This window comes from Pandoraea sp. LA3 (genome assembly GCF_022696215.1).
GTDB lineage: Bacteria > Pseudomonadota > Gammaproteobacteria > Burkholderiales > Burkholderiaceae > Pandoraea > Pandoraea capi.
The window spans coordinates 506,701-523,075 of sequence record NZ_PTPY01000035.1; the positions used below are offsets into that span (position 1 = coordinate 506,701).

The window sequence follows — 16,375 nt, forward strand, 5'->3', positions numbered from 1 at the left end:
ACGCCCGTAAGTGCCATTTCCCTTCTCCAAAAAATGAATGCGCCGTCTTGACGCGGGACTTCGGTCCTGCCCGAGGAACACAAACATGAAACAAGCGTAGCCCTGATAAAAAACAAATCAAAAATAGTTTCATAATCGTAAACACTGATGTCTTATTAGGAAACACGGACGTACAGTGCAGCTAACCCCCCGCCGGCACAGGCGGGGCGATTCATCCAGTCAAGGAAACGAAGCTATGGACACGATTGAAGCGATGGCAGAGAACACTCCTGCGAAACATTTCAACCAGCGGTTGCAGGGAAAGCTGGAGCCGACGAAGGGCGGGTCCGTGTACGTCGACCCGAAGTCGATGGAGTGGCAGAAGTCCCAGTTCGACAAGATCTGGATGAAGGTGCTGTACCGCAACGATCAGGAGGGGGAGATGACGGTGTTGCTGAAGTGGGAGCCGGGCGCGACGCTGCCGTTTCACCGTCATCCGGAAATCGAGCAGAGTTTCGTGCTCGAAGGGTCGTTTTACGACCACGACGGGATCTGCCGGGCAGGTGAATATGTGTATCGCGTGCCGGGGTCGCTGCACGAGACCCATTCCGACGAAGGGTGCCTGCTTCTCGCCGTCTACCGCAAGCCGAATACGTTCTTCAATGCGGTCGCTGGTTTCGAGAATAAGAAGTACTGATCGGAAACATCAGCACCAGTGTGGTGCCGAGAGTTTCCCAAAAGGGTTACAATCGGGGCGTTGAACGGTGCACCTTCGAGACAGGGTGCGCCGTTCGCGCTTCCTGGAATCCGGGCACACACTGCAATATGACCAAGAAACAGACCGCAGCACACATCCGTTCCATCGAAACCAACGGCGAGTTGTTCAACGACGATGAAGAGGCCGTTTGTCGCAGACTGCGTGCGCTTCGCACGGAAAAGGGACTGACGCTCGAAGCGCTGGCGGCGCTCTCCGGTTTCACGAAGGGATACCTGTCCCGGATCGAAAACGGTGGCAAGGCGCCTCCCATCGCATCGCTGGCGAAGATCGCGCGGGCCTTGGGGCAGGAGTTGAGCTGCTTCTTCGTCGACGACGTCACCAGCACGTCTGCCCGACTGGATGAGTCCCGCGTCTCCGTGGTGCACAAGTGGGAGCGCAAACCTGTGACGCGCGGCGGTTCGGCGTTCGGGTACGACTATGTCAGTCTGGCGCACAAGCGCGCCAACAAGCTGATGGAGCCGTTTGCGTTCACATTCCCGGCGTCGGGCGACGTCGACCAGTTCTTTCAGCACGCGGGCGAGGAGTTTATCTACGTGCTGTCGGGCAAGGTGGCGTTCGAGGTCATGCTGGGCGACGCCAAGCGAACCTATACGCTCGAAGCCGGTGACAGCATCTACTTCGACTCCAGTCTGCCGCATCGTGGCTACAGCCTGGAAGGCGAGGCGCAAGCGATGGTCGTCATGCAGGGGGCGGCCGAGGGCGAGGCGGACGAGCATTGACCGGCAAGGCCCGCGTTCAGGTCATGGGGATGCCATGGCCGGACGTGGGCGACGATGGAGGATGGGGTGATGGGTGCGGTAGAAATTCTCTTATTTAATTCGGAATCCGAATTTAATTCGCAATGATTTGCCCCGATTTCTCCTGGGAGATGCCAATTGAAAGTCGCCGTAGTGTTGTATGAGGCTGTTGAGCCGATCGATCTTGCCGTGGTGGGGGTGTTGTCCATGGCGACCCGTGTGACCGATCAACTTGAATATTTCACGGTCGCGGAGCAGAGGGGCGCGCTCACGTTGCAAAACGGGTTCACCGTGCAGGTCGATCACGACTTTGCGTCGGCGCCGCCCGTGGACGTAGTGATCGTGACCGGGGGTCCCGGATGGCAGGCGCAGGCCCAACATCCGCCGATGCTCGATTTCGTCCGAGGTCGGTATGCTGCCGGCGAGGTGGTGGCGAGTGTCTGCACCGGCGCGATGATTCTGGCGGCGGCGGGTTTGCTGGACGGCAAACGCGCGACGACCAAGTTCGAGGTGACGCCCGCCGAACGGCCGCCGCTGACAGTGTTGCGTGAGCGCTTCGGCATCGCCTCGACCGAGGCGCTGGTCGTCGACGAGGGGCGGATTGTCACCGGCGGGGGCGTAACGCTGGGGATCGACACGACGTTGTATCTGCTGCAACGCTTTCTTGGGGCCGATGTGGCGCGGGAAACGGCGCGGATCATGGAGTATGCGGCGTCGTGGGCGGCCAATCGGTTACGGCTCCCCGTTATCGTTGGCGCATCGGGCGCGTAGGACTGATCGCAGGGCTGATGATGCGACGCCATTTTGCCTTTCGCAGAGATCGGCGATAATGGGCGTCCGTCGGCAGGCCGGACGTTGCTTCGCGCACTGGGGCACGCCTGTGTCGGCGTCTTAACTCAGAGATTCGCTATGCGTGACATCATCGACGGCTTCCTGCGATTTCAGCGTGAGGCCTATCCTCAGCGTGCCGAGCTTTTCAAACAGCTCGCCACAAGCCAAAACCCCAAAGCGCTGTTCGTGACATGTTCGGACAGCCGCGTCGTGCCGGAGCTGCTGACGCAGCGCGAGCCCGGTGAACTGTTCGTCATCCGCAACGCGGGCAATATCGTTCCGTCGTACGGCCCTGAGCCTGGTGGCGTTTCCGCGACCGTTGAATATGCGGTCGCCGTGCTGGGCGTCAAAGACATCGTGATTTGCGGTCACTCGGACTGTGGCGCGATGGGGGCCATCTCGCGGTGCACGTGTCTGGACCATATGCCGGCGGTCGCCAACTGGTTGCGCCATGCGGATGCCGCGAAAGTGATCAACGCAGCGCACTCGTTCGATACGCCGCATGCCAAGCTCGACGGGCTGGTGCGGGAGAACGTCATTGCTCAGTTGGCCAACCTGCGCACGCACCCGTCCGTGGCGCTGGCGCTGGAGCAGGGGCGCATGAATCTGCACGGTTGGGTCTACGACATCGAGACTGGCGGCATCGAAGCGCTCGACGGCGCAACGCGTCAGTTCGTCTCGCTGGCGGATTCGCCGACGACCGTGGCGGTCACGTCGCGTAATCTCGACGGACGTTAAGTTGGATTAGCCCGCAAGTCCGCGTTTTCAGGCGATGCCGGAGTCATTGCCGTGAAAGCGCGTCGCGGGCGAGTGTCGGTCAGGTGGTGTCCGTGATGGGCGCCAGACATTTCGGGCGTGGATGCGATCTACAAAGATGGCCTCCACGCCCGAAGTGCTTTCAGATTTGCTGTTGGCCGCCGTCGACGAACAACTCGATGCCGTTGACGAAGCTCGCGTCGTCGGAGGCGAGGAAGAGTGCGGCACTGGCGATTTCGCCGGGCTCACCCAGACGTCCCATCGGAATCTGTGCGGCCAGATAATCGGCGAGGCCCTGACGTTGGGCGGCGTCGTTGCCAGCGAGATCCAGCAGGCCTGGCGTGCGGGTTGCGCCCGGGCTGATCGTGTTCACACGCACCCGACGGTCCTTGAGATCGAGAATCCAGCTACGGACAAAGGCCCGCACCGCAGCCTTCGACGCCGAGTACACGCTGAATGCCGCCGTACCCGCGCTGCCAGCGGTTGAGCCCGTGAGAATCACCGATGCGCCTTCGGCAAGCAGCGGCAGTGCTTTTTGCACGGTGAACAGCACCCCCTTCACATTGCGATCGAACGTGTCGTCATAGTGCGACTCGGTGATAGCGCCGAGCGGCAGCATCGACCCGCCGCCGGCGTTGACGAACAGTACGTCGAGACGTCCCTTTTCCTTGTCGATCTGCGCATAGAGCGCGTCGAGTTCGTCGAGTTTCGTGGAATCGACGTTGACGCCCGTGGCGCTGCCGCCGGCTTCGCGAATGCCTGCGACGGCGGCATCGAGTTCTGCCTGACGGCGTCCCGTGAGATAGACGTGTGCGCCTTCTGCCGCGAAACGCTGTGCGGTGGCGAGGCCGATCCCGCTGCTGGCGCCGGTGACGAGTGCGATCTTGCGGTCGAGCTTGCTTGCCATGATGTTTCTCCTTCCATCCAGTGAGTGAGCGCGCGAGGTGTTGCGTGCTGCGATGTAAGGAGAATATCGACGCCCCGATCTTTTCGAAATAGAATCAATTGCAAACAAACATTGCAAAAATGAAATGATGAGGGCGAATGGCGAAGCTACCTGACTTCGAAGGATTGGCGATGTTCGCGAAGGTTGCCGAGGAGGGATCGTTCGCGGCGGCGGCGCGGACGATGGGGGTTTCCGTGGCGACGGTGTCGCGTGGCGTTGCGCGGCTGGAGGACCGGCTGGGCGCGCGGCTCTTCAACCGTACATCCCGGCAGCTTTCGCTGACTGAGTTCGGCCGGACGATCTGCGAGAAGGCCGGGGATATCTACCGTCAGGCGGAGGAGGCGGAAAGCGCTGCTCGGGAAATGTCGGTGAAGCCGCGGGGGCTGGTGCGTCTGGCGGTGCCGATGGCGTTCGGGCTGCGCTGGGTCGCGCCGCTGCTGCCGGGGTTCTTCCGGGCGTATCCCGAGGTGTCTATCGACCTGCACCTGTCGGATGCATCGGTCGATATCGTGGCGGACGGATTTGACGCGGCGCTGCGTATTGCCGCGCTGCCGGATTCGTCCCTGGTCGCCCGACGGTTGTGTGCGGTGACGCAATTCGTCGTGGCGTCGCCTGCGTATCTGAAGCGGGAAGGGCGGCCGGTGCACCCGCGAGAACTCGCGGATCGGCCGTGCCTGTCTTACGCGTACCGCGCCCGCAGTGATGTGTGGCGTTTCACGAACGACGCGGGGGAAGAGGAGGCCATCAGCCCGAGGGGGCCGTTGCGTGTGACCAACTCCGAGGCGCTGCTGCCGATGCTGCTCGACGGTCTCGCCATCGCGGAATTGCCGGAGTTCATGGCGGGTGAATATCTCGCCGACGGACGCCTCGAAGCATTGCTGACCGACTGGTCGCTCACCAAAGGTGGTTTGTACTTCGTCACGCCATCGGCGCGAGCGCGCCCTGCGAAGGTGGCGGCGCTGTCGGACTACTTCGCTGAGCATCTTTCGGATCCGGTTTGGCGATGGCCGAAGTAGCAGGGGCGTTGCCGCTAATGTGACGAAGTACGGCGTACGACCCTGCCGGGCATCTCGTCTTCAACCGTCCGTCGCATCGACGCGGATCAAACCGCTAATTGCCGGAGACGGAAAGCGCTGCCGGCGTGGAAACGATATCTGCGATGATCTGAAGCGCCTTGCGCAACCGTGCCTGATTCTGCGCGGAACCTGTCGCTATCCGTACGCAGTTCTCACTGCACTCGCCATCTGCAGCGAAGATATCGGCTGGCAAGACGATGACGCCTCGAGTTCGGGCGGCCTCGACAAATTGAGCTCGATGCCAGTAAGTCGGTAGCTTCAACCAGATAAAGAGCGGACCGACGTTCACGAGATGGCGAAATTCAGCGAAAGCCGACTCGGCAATCGACATCCGAAGACGTGCTTCCGCACGGACTTTTGCGATGTGCCGTGTGGCGGAATGATCGGCCATGGTCTGGTTGGCCAACGCCTCTTCGATGGGCGCGGGACATAGCATGGTGGTACGTAGTAAGTCATCGAGTTGGGAGGCTGCACGCACGCTCGGTGCGACGACGTACGCGACGCGCATGCTTGGCGAAAGGCATTTGGTGAGGCCCGCGATGTAGTACGTGGACTCCGGCGCGAACTCGGCCAGTGGTGGTAATGGATGCTCGACCAGTTGACCATAGGCGTCATCTTCGAAGATGGTCAGGCCAAGTCTGACAGCGATCTGCGCGATTGCAATTCGGCGAGTGGCCGACATCACGGCGTTCGTAGGATTCTGGGACGTCGGAACGCAATACAAAGCCCGAGCCCCGGTTTCACGCACAGCTTGCTCAAGCGAAGCCGGCATCATTCCCTCGTTGTCCATTGCGACGCCGCGCAACCGGATATCGAGCATGCTGGCCATACCCCGGACCGTCGGCCAAGTCATCGATTCTGTGAGTAGCGTGCCCCCGTTTCCCACCACAAGTCGCATCATGGCGAGCAACGCAGCCCGCGCACCAGCGCTGGTGACCACGCGCGCCTCGATCGACTTTGTGAATCGCGGTTGTAGCCATTCGGTCGCCGCCGAAGTTACGCGATTCTCCTTGCGTCCTGTCCGGGCCGAGAACAGGGCAATACCTTGATCCCCACCAAGCGCGACCAATGCGCTTGACAGATCAAAGGGAATTTTCAGCACTGGCGACCATACCGAAGAAAGATCCATCACCTCCGATCCTGTAACGGCGTCTTCTCGTGTTGAGCCGGGGCGCATGCCTCCGGCAGCGATCGTGGTTCCCAGCCCCGGCCGGGTGTGAACCAATCCTCTTTTCCGTGCTTCGCCCCACGCCCGCGTCACGGTTGTGAAGTGCAGACCCAGGTGGCGGGCCAGTTCTCGTTGAGATGGCATCGGCAAACCCGCTCTGAGTTCTCCGGAATCGATGCCGCTTGCAAGCGCTTTGACGATTCGGATGTAGGCCGGCCCATGGCCCGTGGTCATGTGATTGGCTACATACACCGCTACGTGGTTTTCCATACAGATCCTTGTGACCACAATTTTCGACCGCTACGCTTTCTACTTGTAAGTGAAAAATTCGAGCACTTTCAAGGGATTGCTCAGTGATTGGTGTATGTAATTTTATAGCTAATTAAGGTGGGTGTATGCAATACAGGCAAGGTGTCATCATTGGTTGCGGGATTATGGGCCGCGACATCGCAGCGATTTTTCTGGCCGGAGAATGGACGGTGCAGGTCGTCGAGGCGAACGAGGCGAAATGGGCCGAAGCCGCACAGCTCATCGCGGCAGCCGTGCAACAACTGGGTGGGGCATTCGAGCGAGACAGACTGGTTTTCCGAACCGGGCTCAGCGACGTGGTTTGGAGCGATGTCGATGTGGTTCTGGAAGCTATTTCGGAGAATCTTGAGGCGAAACGTAAGCTCTTCGAATCGTTGGACCATATGGTTCCGCCCCACGTCCCGATTGGATCGAACAGTTCGAGCATGCGAATCAGCGACCTGGCACAACACTGTGAGACCGCGTTTCGGATGGCCAACACGCACTTCTTTCAGCCGGCTCATCTGGTCCCGCTCGTCGAAATTGCCAAGGGGGAAAGAACCGATGTGGCAACGATCGATGCGCTGCATGCGATCTTCCGCGAGTTGGGACGCGCTCCGGTGCGTGTGAACAAGGATGTGCCGGGCTTTCTCGCGAATCGTATTCAGCATGCGCTGATGCGCGAGGCCTTCTCGGTGATCGATAGTGGACTCGCAAGTGCTGGCGATGTCGATATTGCCGTGCAGTTCGGCTTTGGATTCCGGTACGCAGCGGCAGGTCCGATTCTGCTCAAGGAGTTTGCTGGCTTCGACACACAGCATGCCGCTGCCACGGTGATCTATCCGTCGCTGTGCAACGACACTGTGCCGAGCAGAACGCTCGCCGGACTGGTCGCTCGAGGTCATCTCGGTATGAAGGCCAAACAAGGCATGCGCAGTTGGACCGACGCGGAAATTGCTGAAGAGCGGGCACGCTACGAAACGGCGCTCATGCGCGCTGCTCAGGTGCTGGGGCCTGTGCCGAGCGCTGAGGAGGGCTGAACATGTCGATCACGATGCAAAGCGTACGCGAAGCGGCCGCACGAATTGCGGGCATCGCGTTCACTACGCCGCTCATCCAGTCTGCCGAACTCGATCGTATTGCCGGCACCAGGGTGCTGCTCAAAGCGGAGAATTTGCAGAAAGCCGGTGCCTTCAAGTTTCGCGGTGCTGTCAACAAGATATTGACGTTGAGCACTGAGCAACGGAAGGCGGGAGTGATCGCTTATTCGTCGGGCAATCACGCGCTGGCCGTGGCGGTCGCCGCCAGACAGTTCTCGGTTCATGCTGTCGTGCTGATGCCGCACGATGCGCCGGCGGTCAAGGTTCGGGGGGCTAAAGCGAATGGGGCCGAGGTCATGCTGTATGACCGGGAGAGCGATGATCGAGAGCATCTCTGTGCTGCGTTGATAAAGGAGCGAGGTCTGACGCTCATTCCGCCTTACGACGACTACGACGTCATGGCTGGGGCTGGCACCGGGGCACTTGAGGCGCTCGAACAGATCGGCGATTACGCCGGTATCGACACCGCCATGGTGTGTTGTAGCGGCGGGGGACTGACTTCGGGCTGGGCGACGACGTTCCGCTCGCTCATCCCGCAGAGCCGTATTTATGCGGTGGAACCAGAAGGCTTCGACGATACCGGTCGATCCCTGGAACAGGGCGTGCGACGGTCCAACGCAAGGAAGTCCGGGACGATTTGCGACGCGCTTGTCGTGCCAACACCGGGGGTGATGACGTTCGATGTCATGCGTCGCTGTGACGTCGAAGGCATTCGGGTGTCGGACGACGAAGTCCGAGCCGCCATGCGCTTCGCCTTCAACGAGCTGAAACTGGTTCTCGAACCGAGTGGCTCGGTGGCGCTGGCAGCGCTCCTGACCCGCAAGTTCAGGCATCAACCTTCAGGGGTTCTCGCGATTCTGTCGGGTGGGAACGTTGATCGGAATACGTTTATGGAGTGTATCGGGCAATGACCTTGCAACGTGAACTCGATCGACATCCGACTGGACGGGGGCTGCCGAAAATCACGGGGGCAGCGGCGGGAATCGACACAAAGTTGGCTATCCATGACGGCGGTCATGGCGTTGAGCTGGTGTCCGATGGCACCGAAATGCAGATTTCATGAGGAGGTGGGTGTGCACCTTTCATCACGGACGTTGGAAATCAAAGAAAGCCCCGCCACGACGCTTTCCAGGCGGGCTCGCGCAATGATTGCGCAAGGCAAAAGCGTGATTAATTTCGCATCGGGTGACATCGATTTCCCGACCCCCCAAATCGCCATCGATGCGGCCCTGAAGGCGGCGCGCTCGGGCACTGTTGGCTACACGAATGTGGATGGTGAAGGGCAACTCAAGGTCGCAATCGCCCAAGCCTATTGCACGACATACGCCGTGCCGGTCGACGACAGCAACGTCATTGTTTCGACAGGATCGAAGCAGGCGCTTTACAACGGGCTCTTCGTGACGACTGAGCCCGGCGACGAAGTGATCATTCCCGCGCCTTACTGGTCGTCATACATCGATATGGCCGTCATGGCGGGGTGTACGCCGGTCATCGTTTCGTGTGACGCGTCGAGCAGTTACAAGCTCACTGCCCCAGCTTTGGCATCGGCCATTACCCCGCGTACGCGCTGGTTGATCCTGAATAGCCCATCGAGTCCCGTGGGGGCGGTCTACGGCGCCGAGGATTTGCTGGCGCTGGCCGGGGTGCTGATTGAGCATCCCGATGTGCTGGTCATGTGGGATGGGCTTTATGAAGCGTTTGTTTGCGATGGCCAGAAAAATGTGGCTTTGGCAGCGATTGCGCCGGCGCTCAAGAACCGCGTGCTGAGCGTCGGGGGCGTCTCCAAGTCCTACGCGATGATGGGCTGGCGTATTGGCTGGGGCATCGGTGCCCCGGAACTGATCGCTGAAATGGCCAAGGTTCAGTCGCAGATCACGTCGTCGCCTTCGAGCATTGGGCAGGCCGCAGCGCTTGCCGCGCTTGTCGATGGCGGTACGGCGCGGGAAGCGATTGTCCAGCGCGTGGCTCAAAATCGCAGGCTGGCCATCGATATGATCGGTGCGATGGAGGGACTCCGGGTTGCCGCCGGTGCTGGCGGTATTTATCTATTTGTGAACGTTTCCGCCTATGCCGACGATGATCGCAGTTTTGCCGAGGCATTGCTCAACGACACCGGTGTGCTGGTGTTGCCGGGTGCGGATTGTGGTGCGTCGCCTTACATCCGGATCAATATTGCGAGACAGCCGCCACAGCTTGAGGCGGGCATGAAACGTCTCCAGCAGTTTCTGCGAACCCGCGACAGGTAAGCGTTCAGCGATCAGTCTTTCGACCTCGTCAACTCTATTGCCTTCCGTACGGGATATGACCGGCGGAAGGCCGCTCCCTACCAGGGTCCCTCGTTGTGCTGGCCGCGTGCGCCAAGCGCACTACTGGGATTCGAGGAGACCATAAATGAATAATCTTTCCCAAAGCCGAGCCATTCCTTCGGTCGTCGTCGGCGATATGCCGACCGTATCGGAGGAGGCGCGAATTTACCGGAAAATAGTGTGGCGCCTGATTCCGCTTCTCTTCATTGCGTACGTCGTGTGCTACATCGACCGCTCGAACGTCAGCTACGCCTACCTCCGATTCAAGGACGACGTGGGCTTGACCGACGTCACCTATGGATTCGGCGCCGGTATATTTTTTGTGGGTTATATCCTGTTCGAAGTGCCGAGCAATCTCTTGATGGAGAAGATCGGTGCACGCAAGACCCTGTTACGGATCATGGTGCTTTGGGGGCTAGTTTCAGCTTCGACTGCATTTGTAAGTACTCCAATGCAATTTTATGTTGTTCGGACATTGCTTGGGATTGCGGAGGCTGGTTTTTTTCCGGGACTCGTGTTGTACCTCACTTACTGGTTCCCCGAGGCAAGACGTGCTCGCGTGACGTCGTTGCTGATGGTTTCGTTATGCGTTGCCGGTGTGATCGGCGGTCCGTTGACCGGCATGATTCTTCATTCGATGGAAGGTGTGGCCGGGTACAGATCCTGGCAGTGGATGTTCCTGCTTGAGGGGTTGCCCGCTGTTCTGATCGGTGTGGCGACGTTTTATTTCCTCGATGATGTGCCGTCGTCCGTTACATGGCTTTCGGCCAGGGAAAAGGCGATCGTGCTGACCCGGATTGAGGAGGATGGGCGGGCGAGGGCTGCTGGGACTCACATGCATCGCAAGCTGATCTGGCGTGTTTTGCGCGATCCGAGGATCTATCTGGCATCGATTGGTTACTCGTTCAATCCCTGGGCGCTCAGCGTACTCAACTTCTGGGGCCCCACCATCATCAAGCAGGCAGGTCACCTGACGGACATCCGCCTCATTGGTTTGCTGGGCGCGATCCCCGGGATCGTGGGGGCAATTTCAATGATTTGCGTAGGATGGCATTCGGATCGACGTCAGGAAAGGCGTTTGCACTTTTTGGCTTGCGTTGGTGTGGTTGCATTCGGCTCGGTGCTCTTAGCGGCATGCCACCCTGGATGGGGCGTTTCGGTACTACTGTTGGCGGTGATTTGCGCGGGGCAGTCCGGGGCGTTTGCGGTGTTCTGGAGCATTCCGCCCGGGTTCCTGTCGCCTAGCAGCGCTGCAATGGGGATTGCCGTCATTAGCAGCTTGGGGCAGATATCGGGGCTGCTGTCGTCCTGGGTTCTAGGTGCGCTGATGCATGCGACGGGCGACATGACATGGGGGCTGTATCTGGTGGCGGCTGTCCAGGTCGCCGCGGGGCTTGCCGTGGTGGTTGGACTACCTTCCGCGGCACGGAAATTTCGGGCTACGACCTGACGGGCATAGCGGGGCGCGGGTTTTCCATGTCGGGAGCCCGTGATACTGGGGGTGGGGAAAGCGTTGCGAAGCGGAGTTTGATGGAATTCGGTCGCGAGAGATCGGGAAAATTCCTGATTTTTTGTCGCCACAAAAAATAATGGCCGATCGAGAATTTTTGTGGGTACAATAAATGCCCATAAATATCAGTTTCGACCCAGCGAAAAGTGAACGGAATGTGCAGGAACGGGGTTTGCCGTTCGCCATGGCCCAAGACTTCGAATGGGACAGCGCTGTGATTGAAGAGGATGTTCGAGTCGACTATGGCGAACGCCGCTACCGAGCTTTCGGGTATGTCGGTGAACGGTTGTTTGCATTGGTCTTCACGCCTCGCGCAGAAAAAATACATGTCATCAGCTTGCGCAAGGCGAATTCGCGAGAGGTGAAACGCTATGCCGAAACTTAAGCCGGGAACGATCCTCCCCACTCGGGGTGAGGATGCCGAACTCAAAAAGCAGAGTCGTCAGGATATGGATAATCCTGAGTGGACGAAGAAGGACTTCGCTAAAGCGCGGTCTGCGAGTGAGGTATTGCCGGGAGTTGTGGGCGAAGACGCGGCTGAGAAATTGCTTCGGCCTCGTGGGAGGCCCAAGGCCGATCAAACGAAGGAGCGAATCAATATTCGACTGTCGCCGGAAGTTGTCGAATACTTCAAGGCTTCTGGTCGAGGTTGGCAAACAAGAATCGATGCCGCGCTACAGCAGTTCATTGCAGAGCATCCGCATCTGGTGTGATGCAAGTCTCTGAGTGCAGCCTTCGCTTGCGGCGCATCCGTGTCACATTGAGCATCAAAGAATTCTGGCGGAGGCGGTGAGATTCGAACTCACGGAAGGGTTACCCCTTCGCCGGTTTTCAAGACCGGTCCATTAAACCACTCTGGCACGCCTCCGAGGCGTTGCGCACGACGCGGGGTCGTGGCTTTGGGATGCCATCCTTGCGATGGCTTGAGATGCGTGCGGTCCGGGGAAATCGGCGTCGGAATCCCGGCGCAGGCCGGTACCGCACGGCAGCGCGCATTATACCTGCTCATTCCATCATGTGAAGCCTTCATTCCACCTAAATCGCCTCACACCCCGCTAATTTCCTCGCTTTCCCTACGCCGACCCCCGTCCCCCTTGTCTTGTCTTCGTCCGGCATGCATCATGCCCCAATGACGTGCGGTGTACGCCCCCGGCGTTACCGTGCGAGGCCAGACATGACCCGGAGACACCGCATGGATGCCGACACCTCCCGCGCCCCCGCCCAAGAGACGTCAAATGACGCCAGTGGCGAGCGCAAGGCGATCGCCCCAACCGACGACGCCCAGACTGCCAATGCCTTCACCTGGCAGATTCCTACCCTCTACAACATCGGCGTCGATGTCTGCGACAAATGGGCGGACGGCACCAACCGCCTGGCACTCGTCCACGAAAGTGGCGACGGCTCGCACGTGCGCCTAACGTTCGACACCCTTAAACAACTCTCGAACCAACTCGCCAACGAATGGCGCGCCAACGGCGTCAAGGCCGGGGACCGTATCGGCATCTTCCTGCCGCAGTCGCCCGCGACCCTCGTTGCCCACGTCGCCGCCTACAAGCTCGGCGCTATCGCCGTGCCGCTCTTCACGCTCTTCGGACCCGAAGCGCTCGCCTATCGCCTGCAAAACTCCGGCGCCGCCGTCCTCGTCACCGACCTCGCCAGCATCGGCAAGATCGACGACATTCGCGCCGAATTGCCCGATCTGCGCCTCGTGTATGTCGTTCATGACGACCTCCCCGAAGCCCATCATCACGTGTCCGACGATCAGGACTGGGGTGTCGCCGAAGACGGTCTGCTCGCGCTGTGGCCCGCCATCGTGCAGCGCGATGCCCACTTCGAACCTGTCCAGACCCGCGCCGACGCCCCCGCGCTGATCATCTACACCTCTGGGACCACCGGCAAACCCAAAGGCGCCCTGCATGCGCACCGGGTGTTGCTCGGTCACCTGCCCGGCGTGGAGACGTCGCACAACGGGTTTCCGCAGGACGGGGATCTGATCTGGACGCCCGCAGACTGGGCCTGGATCGGCGGGTTGCTCGACGTGCTGCTGCCGGCGCTGCATCACGGCGTGCCGGTCCTGTCGCGACGCTTCGAAAAGTTCGATCCCGTCGCCGCCTTCGATCTGATGGCTCGCCACGGCGTGCGCAACACTTTCCTGCCGCCGACCGCGCTCAAGATGCTGCGCACGGTGGAGGCGCCGCGCACGCACTGGCCGCTGCAACTGCGCTCAGTCGCCAGCGGCGGCGAGTCGCTCGGCCCCGAACTGCTGGCGTGGGGACGCGAACACCTTGGCGTCGATATCAACGAGTTCTACGGGCAGACGGAGTGCAATATGGTCGTGTCGTCGTGCGCGGCCGAATTCCCGGCACTCCCGGGCGCGATCGGACGTGCGGTGCGCGGGCATGACGTCACCATCGTCGACGACGAGGGCACGCCGCTGCCCGTCGGCTCGGTCGGCAACATCGCCATCGCACGGCCCAACCCGGTCATGTTCCTCGGCTACTGGCACAACCCCGACGCCACGATGGACAAGTATCGCGGCGATTTCCTGCTGACGGGCGACTCGGGGTTCGTCGACGATAACGGCTACATCACGTTCACCGGCCGCTCGGACGACGTGATCACCAGCGCAGGCTATCGCATCGGTCCGGGGCCCATCGAGGACTGCCTGATTCGCCATCCGTCGGTGCAGTTTGCCGCCGTGATCGGCGAGCCGGACGACTTGCGGACCGAGATCGTGAAGGCCTTCGTGGTGCTGAGAGAAGGCCACGAGCCGTCCGAGACGCTCGCCCGGGAAATCCAGACGTTCGTCAAAAATCGACTCGCTGCACATGAGTACCCGCGCAAGGTCGTCTTCCTGCCGGAACTGCCGATGACTGTCACCGGCAAGATCATTCGCAAGGCCTTACGGGAGATGGGCACGGCGCTGGGGTGATGGGCCGTTGGCCCTGAACGGCGCGCCGACGACCTGCATCGAGGCACTAAATCAAACGGCGGAACATCTCCGATGAAGATGTCCCGCCGTTTTCGTCAATGCCATCGTCAGACGCTTACTTGTCTTCCCGATCGAGGAACATCTCCTGAAGATCGTTCAAGAAGCGCTGTCCCAACTCGGTCGGGGCAATGCGTTGCGGATCGTCGACGAGCAGACCTTTCTCGACGCCCGCAGCCAGCACCTTGCCGATCTTCGCCATAGGCAATCCGGTGCGCTCGGCGAATAGCTCGCTCTTCACGCCCTCAGTCAGACGTAACGCGTTGAGCATGAATTCGAACGGCAAATCGCGCGCGTCCACCTCGCGCTCTTCCTGAATGGGATTGCCCGTCGCCGCCGTCTCCATATACCGCTGCGGATGTTTGTGACGCACCTGGCGCAACACGCGATGGGGGAACGAAATCTTGCTGTGCGCGCCCGCACCGATGCCGAGATAGTCCCCGAATTCCCAATAATTCAGATTGTGCTTCGCGCGTCGGTGAGGCTGCGCGTATGCCGACACTTCATAACGTCCGTATCCCGCGGCCGCCGTGCGCTCGGCAATCCAGTCCTGCATGTCGGCTGCCGTATCGTCGTCCGGCACCGTCGGCGGGTACTTATGGAACTGCGTGTTGGGTTCGAGCGTGAGGTGATACAGCGACAAATGGGGCGGCGCGAACGAGATCGCCGTTTCCACGTCCTGCTGACATTGCGCCAGTGTCTGGTTCGGCAGCGCGAACATCAGATCGAGGTTGAAATTGTCGAAGTTCGCCTGCGCGATCTCGATGGCGTGACGCGCTTCGTCGCCATCGTGGATGCGGCCGAGCGCTTTCAGATGTTCGCTGTTGAAGCTCTGAATTCCGATGGACAACCGGTTGATGCCGCTGGCACGGAAGCTGCGGAATTTGTCCGCCTCGAAGGTGCCGGGGTTCGCTTCCATCGTGATTTCGGCGTCGGCATCGAGCGGCAGCAGGGCGCGCAGATCCGAGAGCAGACGGTCCAGCCCGGCCGCCGACAGCAGGCTCGGCGTGCCGCCGCCGATGAAGACGGTATGCACTGGACGTCCCCACACCAGCGGCAGTGCCTGTTCGAGGTCCTGACGCAACGCGTCGAGATAGGCCTGCTCCGGGAACGCTTGCGCACCGCCGTCACCACGCCATTCGTGCGAGTTGAAATCGCAGTACGGACATTTGCGCACGCACCACGGGAAGTGCACGTACAGCGACATCGGCGGCAACGCCGGCAAACTGATCTTGCCGGGCCGCAGGAAGTTCTGCACGGGCAGCACGGACTGAGGGATACCGCTCATGCTGCTTACGCCTCCCGCCCCAGCTTTTCCAGCAGTACGCGCAGCGCGCGTGCACGATGGCTGTGGGCGTTTTTGACGGCAGGGTCCAGCTCGGCAGCCGTCTGATTCAGCGAACGGATGAGGAAGTGCGGATCGTAGCCGAAGCCATGCGCGCCGCGCGCCACATCGACGATTTCCCCATCCCAACGACCTTCTGCAATGATCGGTTGCGGATCTTCTGCATGACGCACGAGCACCAGTGCGGCGAAGTAATAGGCGTCGCGATATCCGGGCTGATCAGCGTGCGGCGCCAGTTGTTCGATCAGATGACGGTTGTTCGCGGCATCCGATTTTTCACGTCCGGCACGCGCGGCGTAACGGGCGGAATAGACGCCGGGCGCCCCGCCGAGAATCGGCACGCACAGCCCCGAGTCGTCCGCCAATGCCGGCAGACCGGTTGCCGCCGCCGCGTGACGCGCCTTCGTCAGCGCATTCTCGATGAAGGTGACGTGCGGCTCCTCGGCTTCGGATACGCCGAGCATGCCCTGCGGCACGAGCTCGATGCCGAGCGGCTCGAACAGCGACGCGAATTCGCGCAGCTTGCCCGGGTTGTTCGACGCCAGCACGATCTTCTGCATGGCCAT

General features: G+C 60.6%; 16 protein-coding genes and 1 tRNA gene. 12 read left to right on the forward strand and 5 right to left on the reverse strand.

From position 1 onward, the window contains the following. Positions 1 to 235: 235 nt before the first annotated feature. From C5N93_RS17635 to C5N93_RS17650, 4 genes are all read left to right on the forward strand, one after another. Positions 236 to 676, forward strand: coding sequence for a cupin domain-containing protein (locus tag C5N93_RS17635; RefSeq protein WP_242560305.1), 441 nt, complete (start codon positions 236 to 238; stop codon positions 674 to 676). Positions 677 to 804: 128 nt separating this feature from the next. Continuing rightward, on the forward strand, positions 805 to 1,476 hold the full coding sequence (locus C5N93_RS17640) for a helix-turn-helix domain-containing protein (RefSeq protein WP_242560306.1): 672 nt from the start codon (positions 805 to 807) through the stop codon (positions 1,474 to 1,476). A 156-nt stretch (positions 1,477 to 1,632) separates the two neighbouring features. Further along, a complete protein-coding gene (locus C5N93_RS17645; protein WP_242560307.1) occupies positions 1,633 to 2,265 on the forward strand; it encodes a DJ-1/PfpI family protein in 633 nt (210 codons plus the stop codon). A gap of 138 nt (positions 2,266 to 2,403) precedes the next feature. After that, positions 2,404 to 3,063 carry a carbonic anhydrase gene (locus C5N93_RS17650; protein WP_069341249.1) on the forward strand — a complete coding sequence of 220 codons (660 nt, stop codon included), beginning with the start codon at positions 2,404 to 2,406 and terminating at the stop codon, positions 3,061 to 3,063. A 160-nt stretch (positions 3,064 to 3,223) separates the two neighbouring features. On the opposite strand, the gene C5N93_RS17655 is transcribed toward C5N93_RS17650, so the two are convergent. Continuing rightward, the gene (locus C5N93_RS17655; protein ID WP_242560308.1) at positions 3,224 to 3,988 is read right to left on the reverse strand and encodes an SDR family oxidoreductase; all 765 of its coding nucleotides are present in this window, start codon (positions 3,986 to 3,988) and stop codon (positions 3,224 to 3,226) included. A 137-nt stretch (positions 3,989 to 4,125) separates the two neighbouring features. Here C5N93_RS17655 and C5N93_RS17660 point away from each other — a divergent pair, with 137 nt between their 5' ends. Continuing rightward, positions 4,126 to 5,043, forward strand: coding sequence for a LysR family transcriptional regulator (locus C5N93_RS17660; RefSeq protein ID WP_242560309.1), 918 nt, complete (start codon positions 4,126 to 4,128; stop codon positions 5,041 to 5,043). Between the two features lie 94 nt (positions 5,044 to 5,137). Here C5N93_RS17660 and C5N93_RS17665 read toward each other — a convergent pair whose 3' ends face one another. Continuing rightward, positions 5,138 to 6,541: a PLP-dependent aminotransferase family protein gene (locus C5N93_RS17665; RefSeq protein WP_242560310.1), complete on the reverse strand. Its 1,404-nt coding sequence runs from the start codon at positions 6,539 to 6,541 to the stop codon at positions 5,138 to 5,140. Between the two features lie 125 nt (positions 6,542 to 6,666). Here C5N93_RS17665 and C5N93_RS17670 point away from each other — a divergent pair, with 125 nt between their 5' ends. The 6 genes from C5N93_RS17670 (at position 6,667) to C5N93_RS17695 (ending at position 12,188) form a co-directional block, all read left to right on the forward strand. Further along, positions 6,667 to 7,599: a 3-hydroxyacyl-CoA dehydrogenase NAD-binding domain-containing protein gene (locus C5N93_RS17670; protein ID WP_242560311.1), complete on the forward strand. Its 933-nt coding sequence runs from the start codon at positions 6,667 to 6,669 to the stop codon at positions 7,597 to 7,599. 2 nt (positions 7,600 to 7,601) lie between these two features. Next, on the forward strand, positions 7,602 to 8,570 hold the full coding sequence (locus tag C5N93_RS17675; protein WP_242560312.1) for a threonine/serine dehydratase: 969 nt from the start codon (positions 7,602 to 7,604) through the stop codon (positions 8,568 to 8,570). A 9-nt stretch (positions 8,571 to 8,579) separates the two neighbouring features. After that, complete coding sequence (locus C5N93_RS17680) at positions 8,580 to 9,905, forward strand: pyridoxal phosphate-dependent aminotransferase (RefSeq protein WP_242560313.1); 1,326 nt, start codon at positions 8,580 to 8,582, stop codon at positions 9,903 to 9,905. A 145-nt stretch (positions 9,906 to 10,050) separates the two neighbouring features. Continuing rightward, positions 10,051 to 11,415: an MFS transporter gene (locus C5N93_RS17685; protein WP_242560314.1), complete on the forward strand. Its 1,365-nt coding sequence runs from the start codon at positions 10,051 to 10,053 to the stop codon at positions 11,413 to 11,415. Between the two features lie 172 nt (positions 11,416 to 11,587). Then, positions 11,588 to 11,860, forward strand: a complete 273-nt coding sequence (locus C5N93_RS17690) for a BrnT family toxin (RefSeq protein ID WP_242560315.1) — start codon at positions 11,588 to 11,590, stop codon at positions 11,858 to 11,860. After that, positions 11,847 to 12,188 carry a BrnA antitoxin family protein gene (locus C5N93_RS17695; protein ID WP_242560316.1) on the forward strand — a complete coding sequence of 114 codons (342 nt, stop codon included), beginning with the start codon at positions 11,847 to 11,849 and terminating at the stop codon, positions 12,186 to 12,188. Before C5N93_RS17690 ends, C5N93_RS17695 begins: the two co-directional genes overlap by 14 nt. Positions 12,189 to 12,253: 65 nt before the next feature. Here C5N93_RS17695 and C5N93_RS17700 read toward each other — a convergent pair. Then, a tRNA-Ser gene (locus C5N93_RS17700) sits at positions 12,254 to 12,343 on the reverse strand. 324 nt (positions 12,344 to 12,667) lie between these two features. Between C5N93_RS17700 and C5N93_RS17705 the strand changes: the two genes are divergently transcribed. Then, on the forward strand, positions 12,668 to 14,407 hold the full coding sequence (locus tag C5N93_RS17705) for an acyl-CoA synthetase (protein WP_242560317.1): 1,740 nt from the start codon (positions 12,668 to 12,670) through the stop codon (positions 14,405 to 14,407). A 115-nt stretch (positions 14,408 to 14,522) separates the two neighbouring features. On the opposite strand, the gene hemW is transcribed toward C5N93_RS17705, so the two are convergent. Together hemW and rdgB are read right to left on the reverse strand one after the other, a co-directional pair. After that, positions 14,523 to 15,752 (reverse strand): radical SAM family heme chaperone HemW, encoded by a 1,230-nt coding sequence (gene hemW, locus C5N93_RS17710; RefSeq protein WP_242560318.1) that lies wholly within the window; start codon positions 15,750 to 15,752, stop codon positions 14,523 to 14,525. Positions 15,753 to 15,757: 5 nt separating this feature from the next. Then, positions 15,758 to 16,375: an RdgB/HAM1 family non-canonical purine NTP pyrophosphatase gene (rdgB, locus tag C5N93_RS17715; protein ID WP_069343079.1), complete on the reverse strand. Its 618-nt coding sequence runs from the start codon at positions 16,373 to 16,375 to the stop codon at positions 15,758 to 15,760.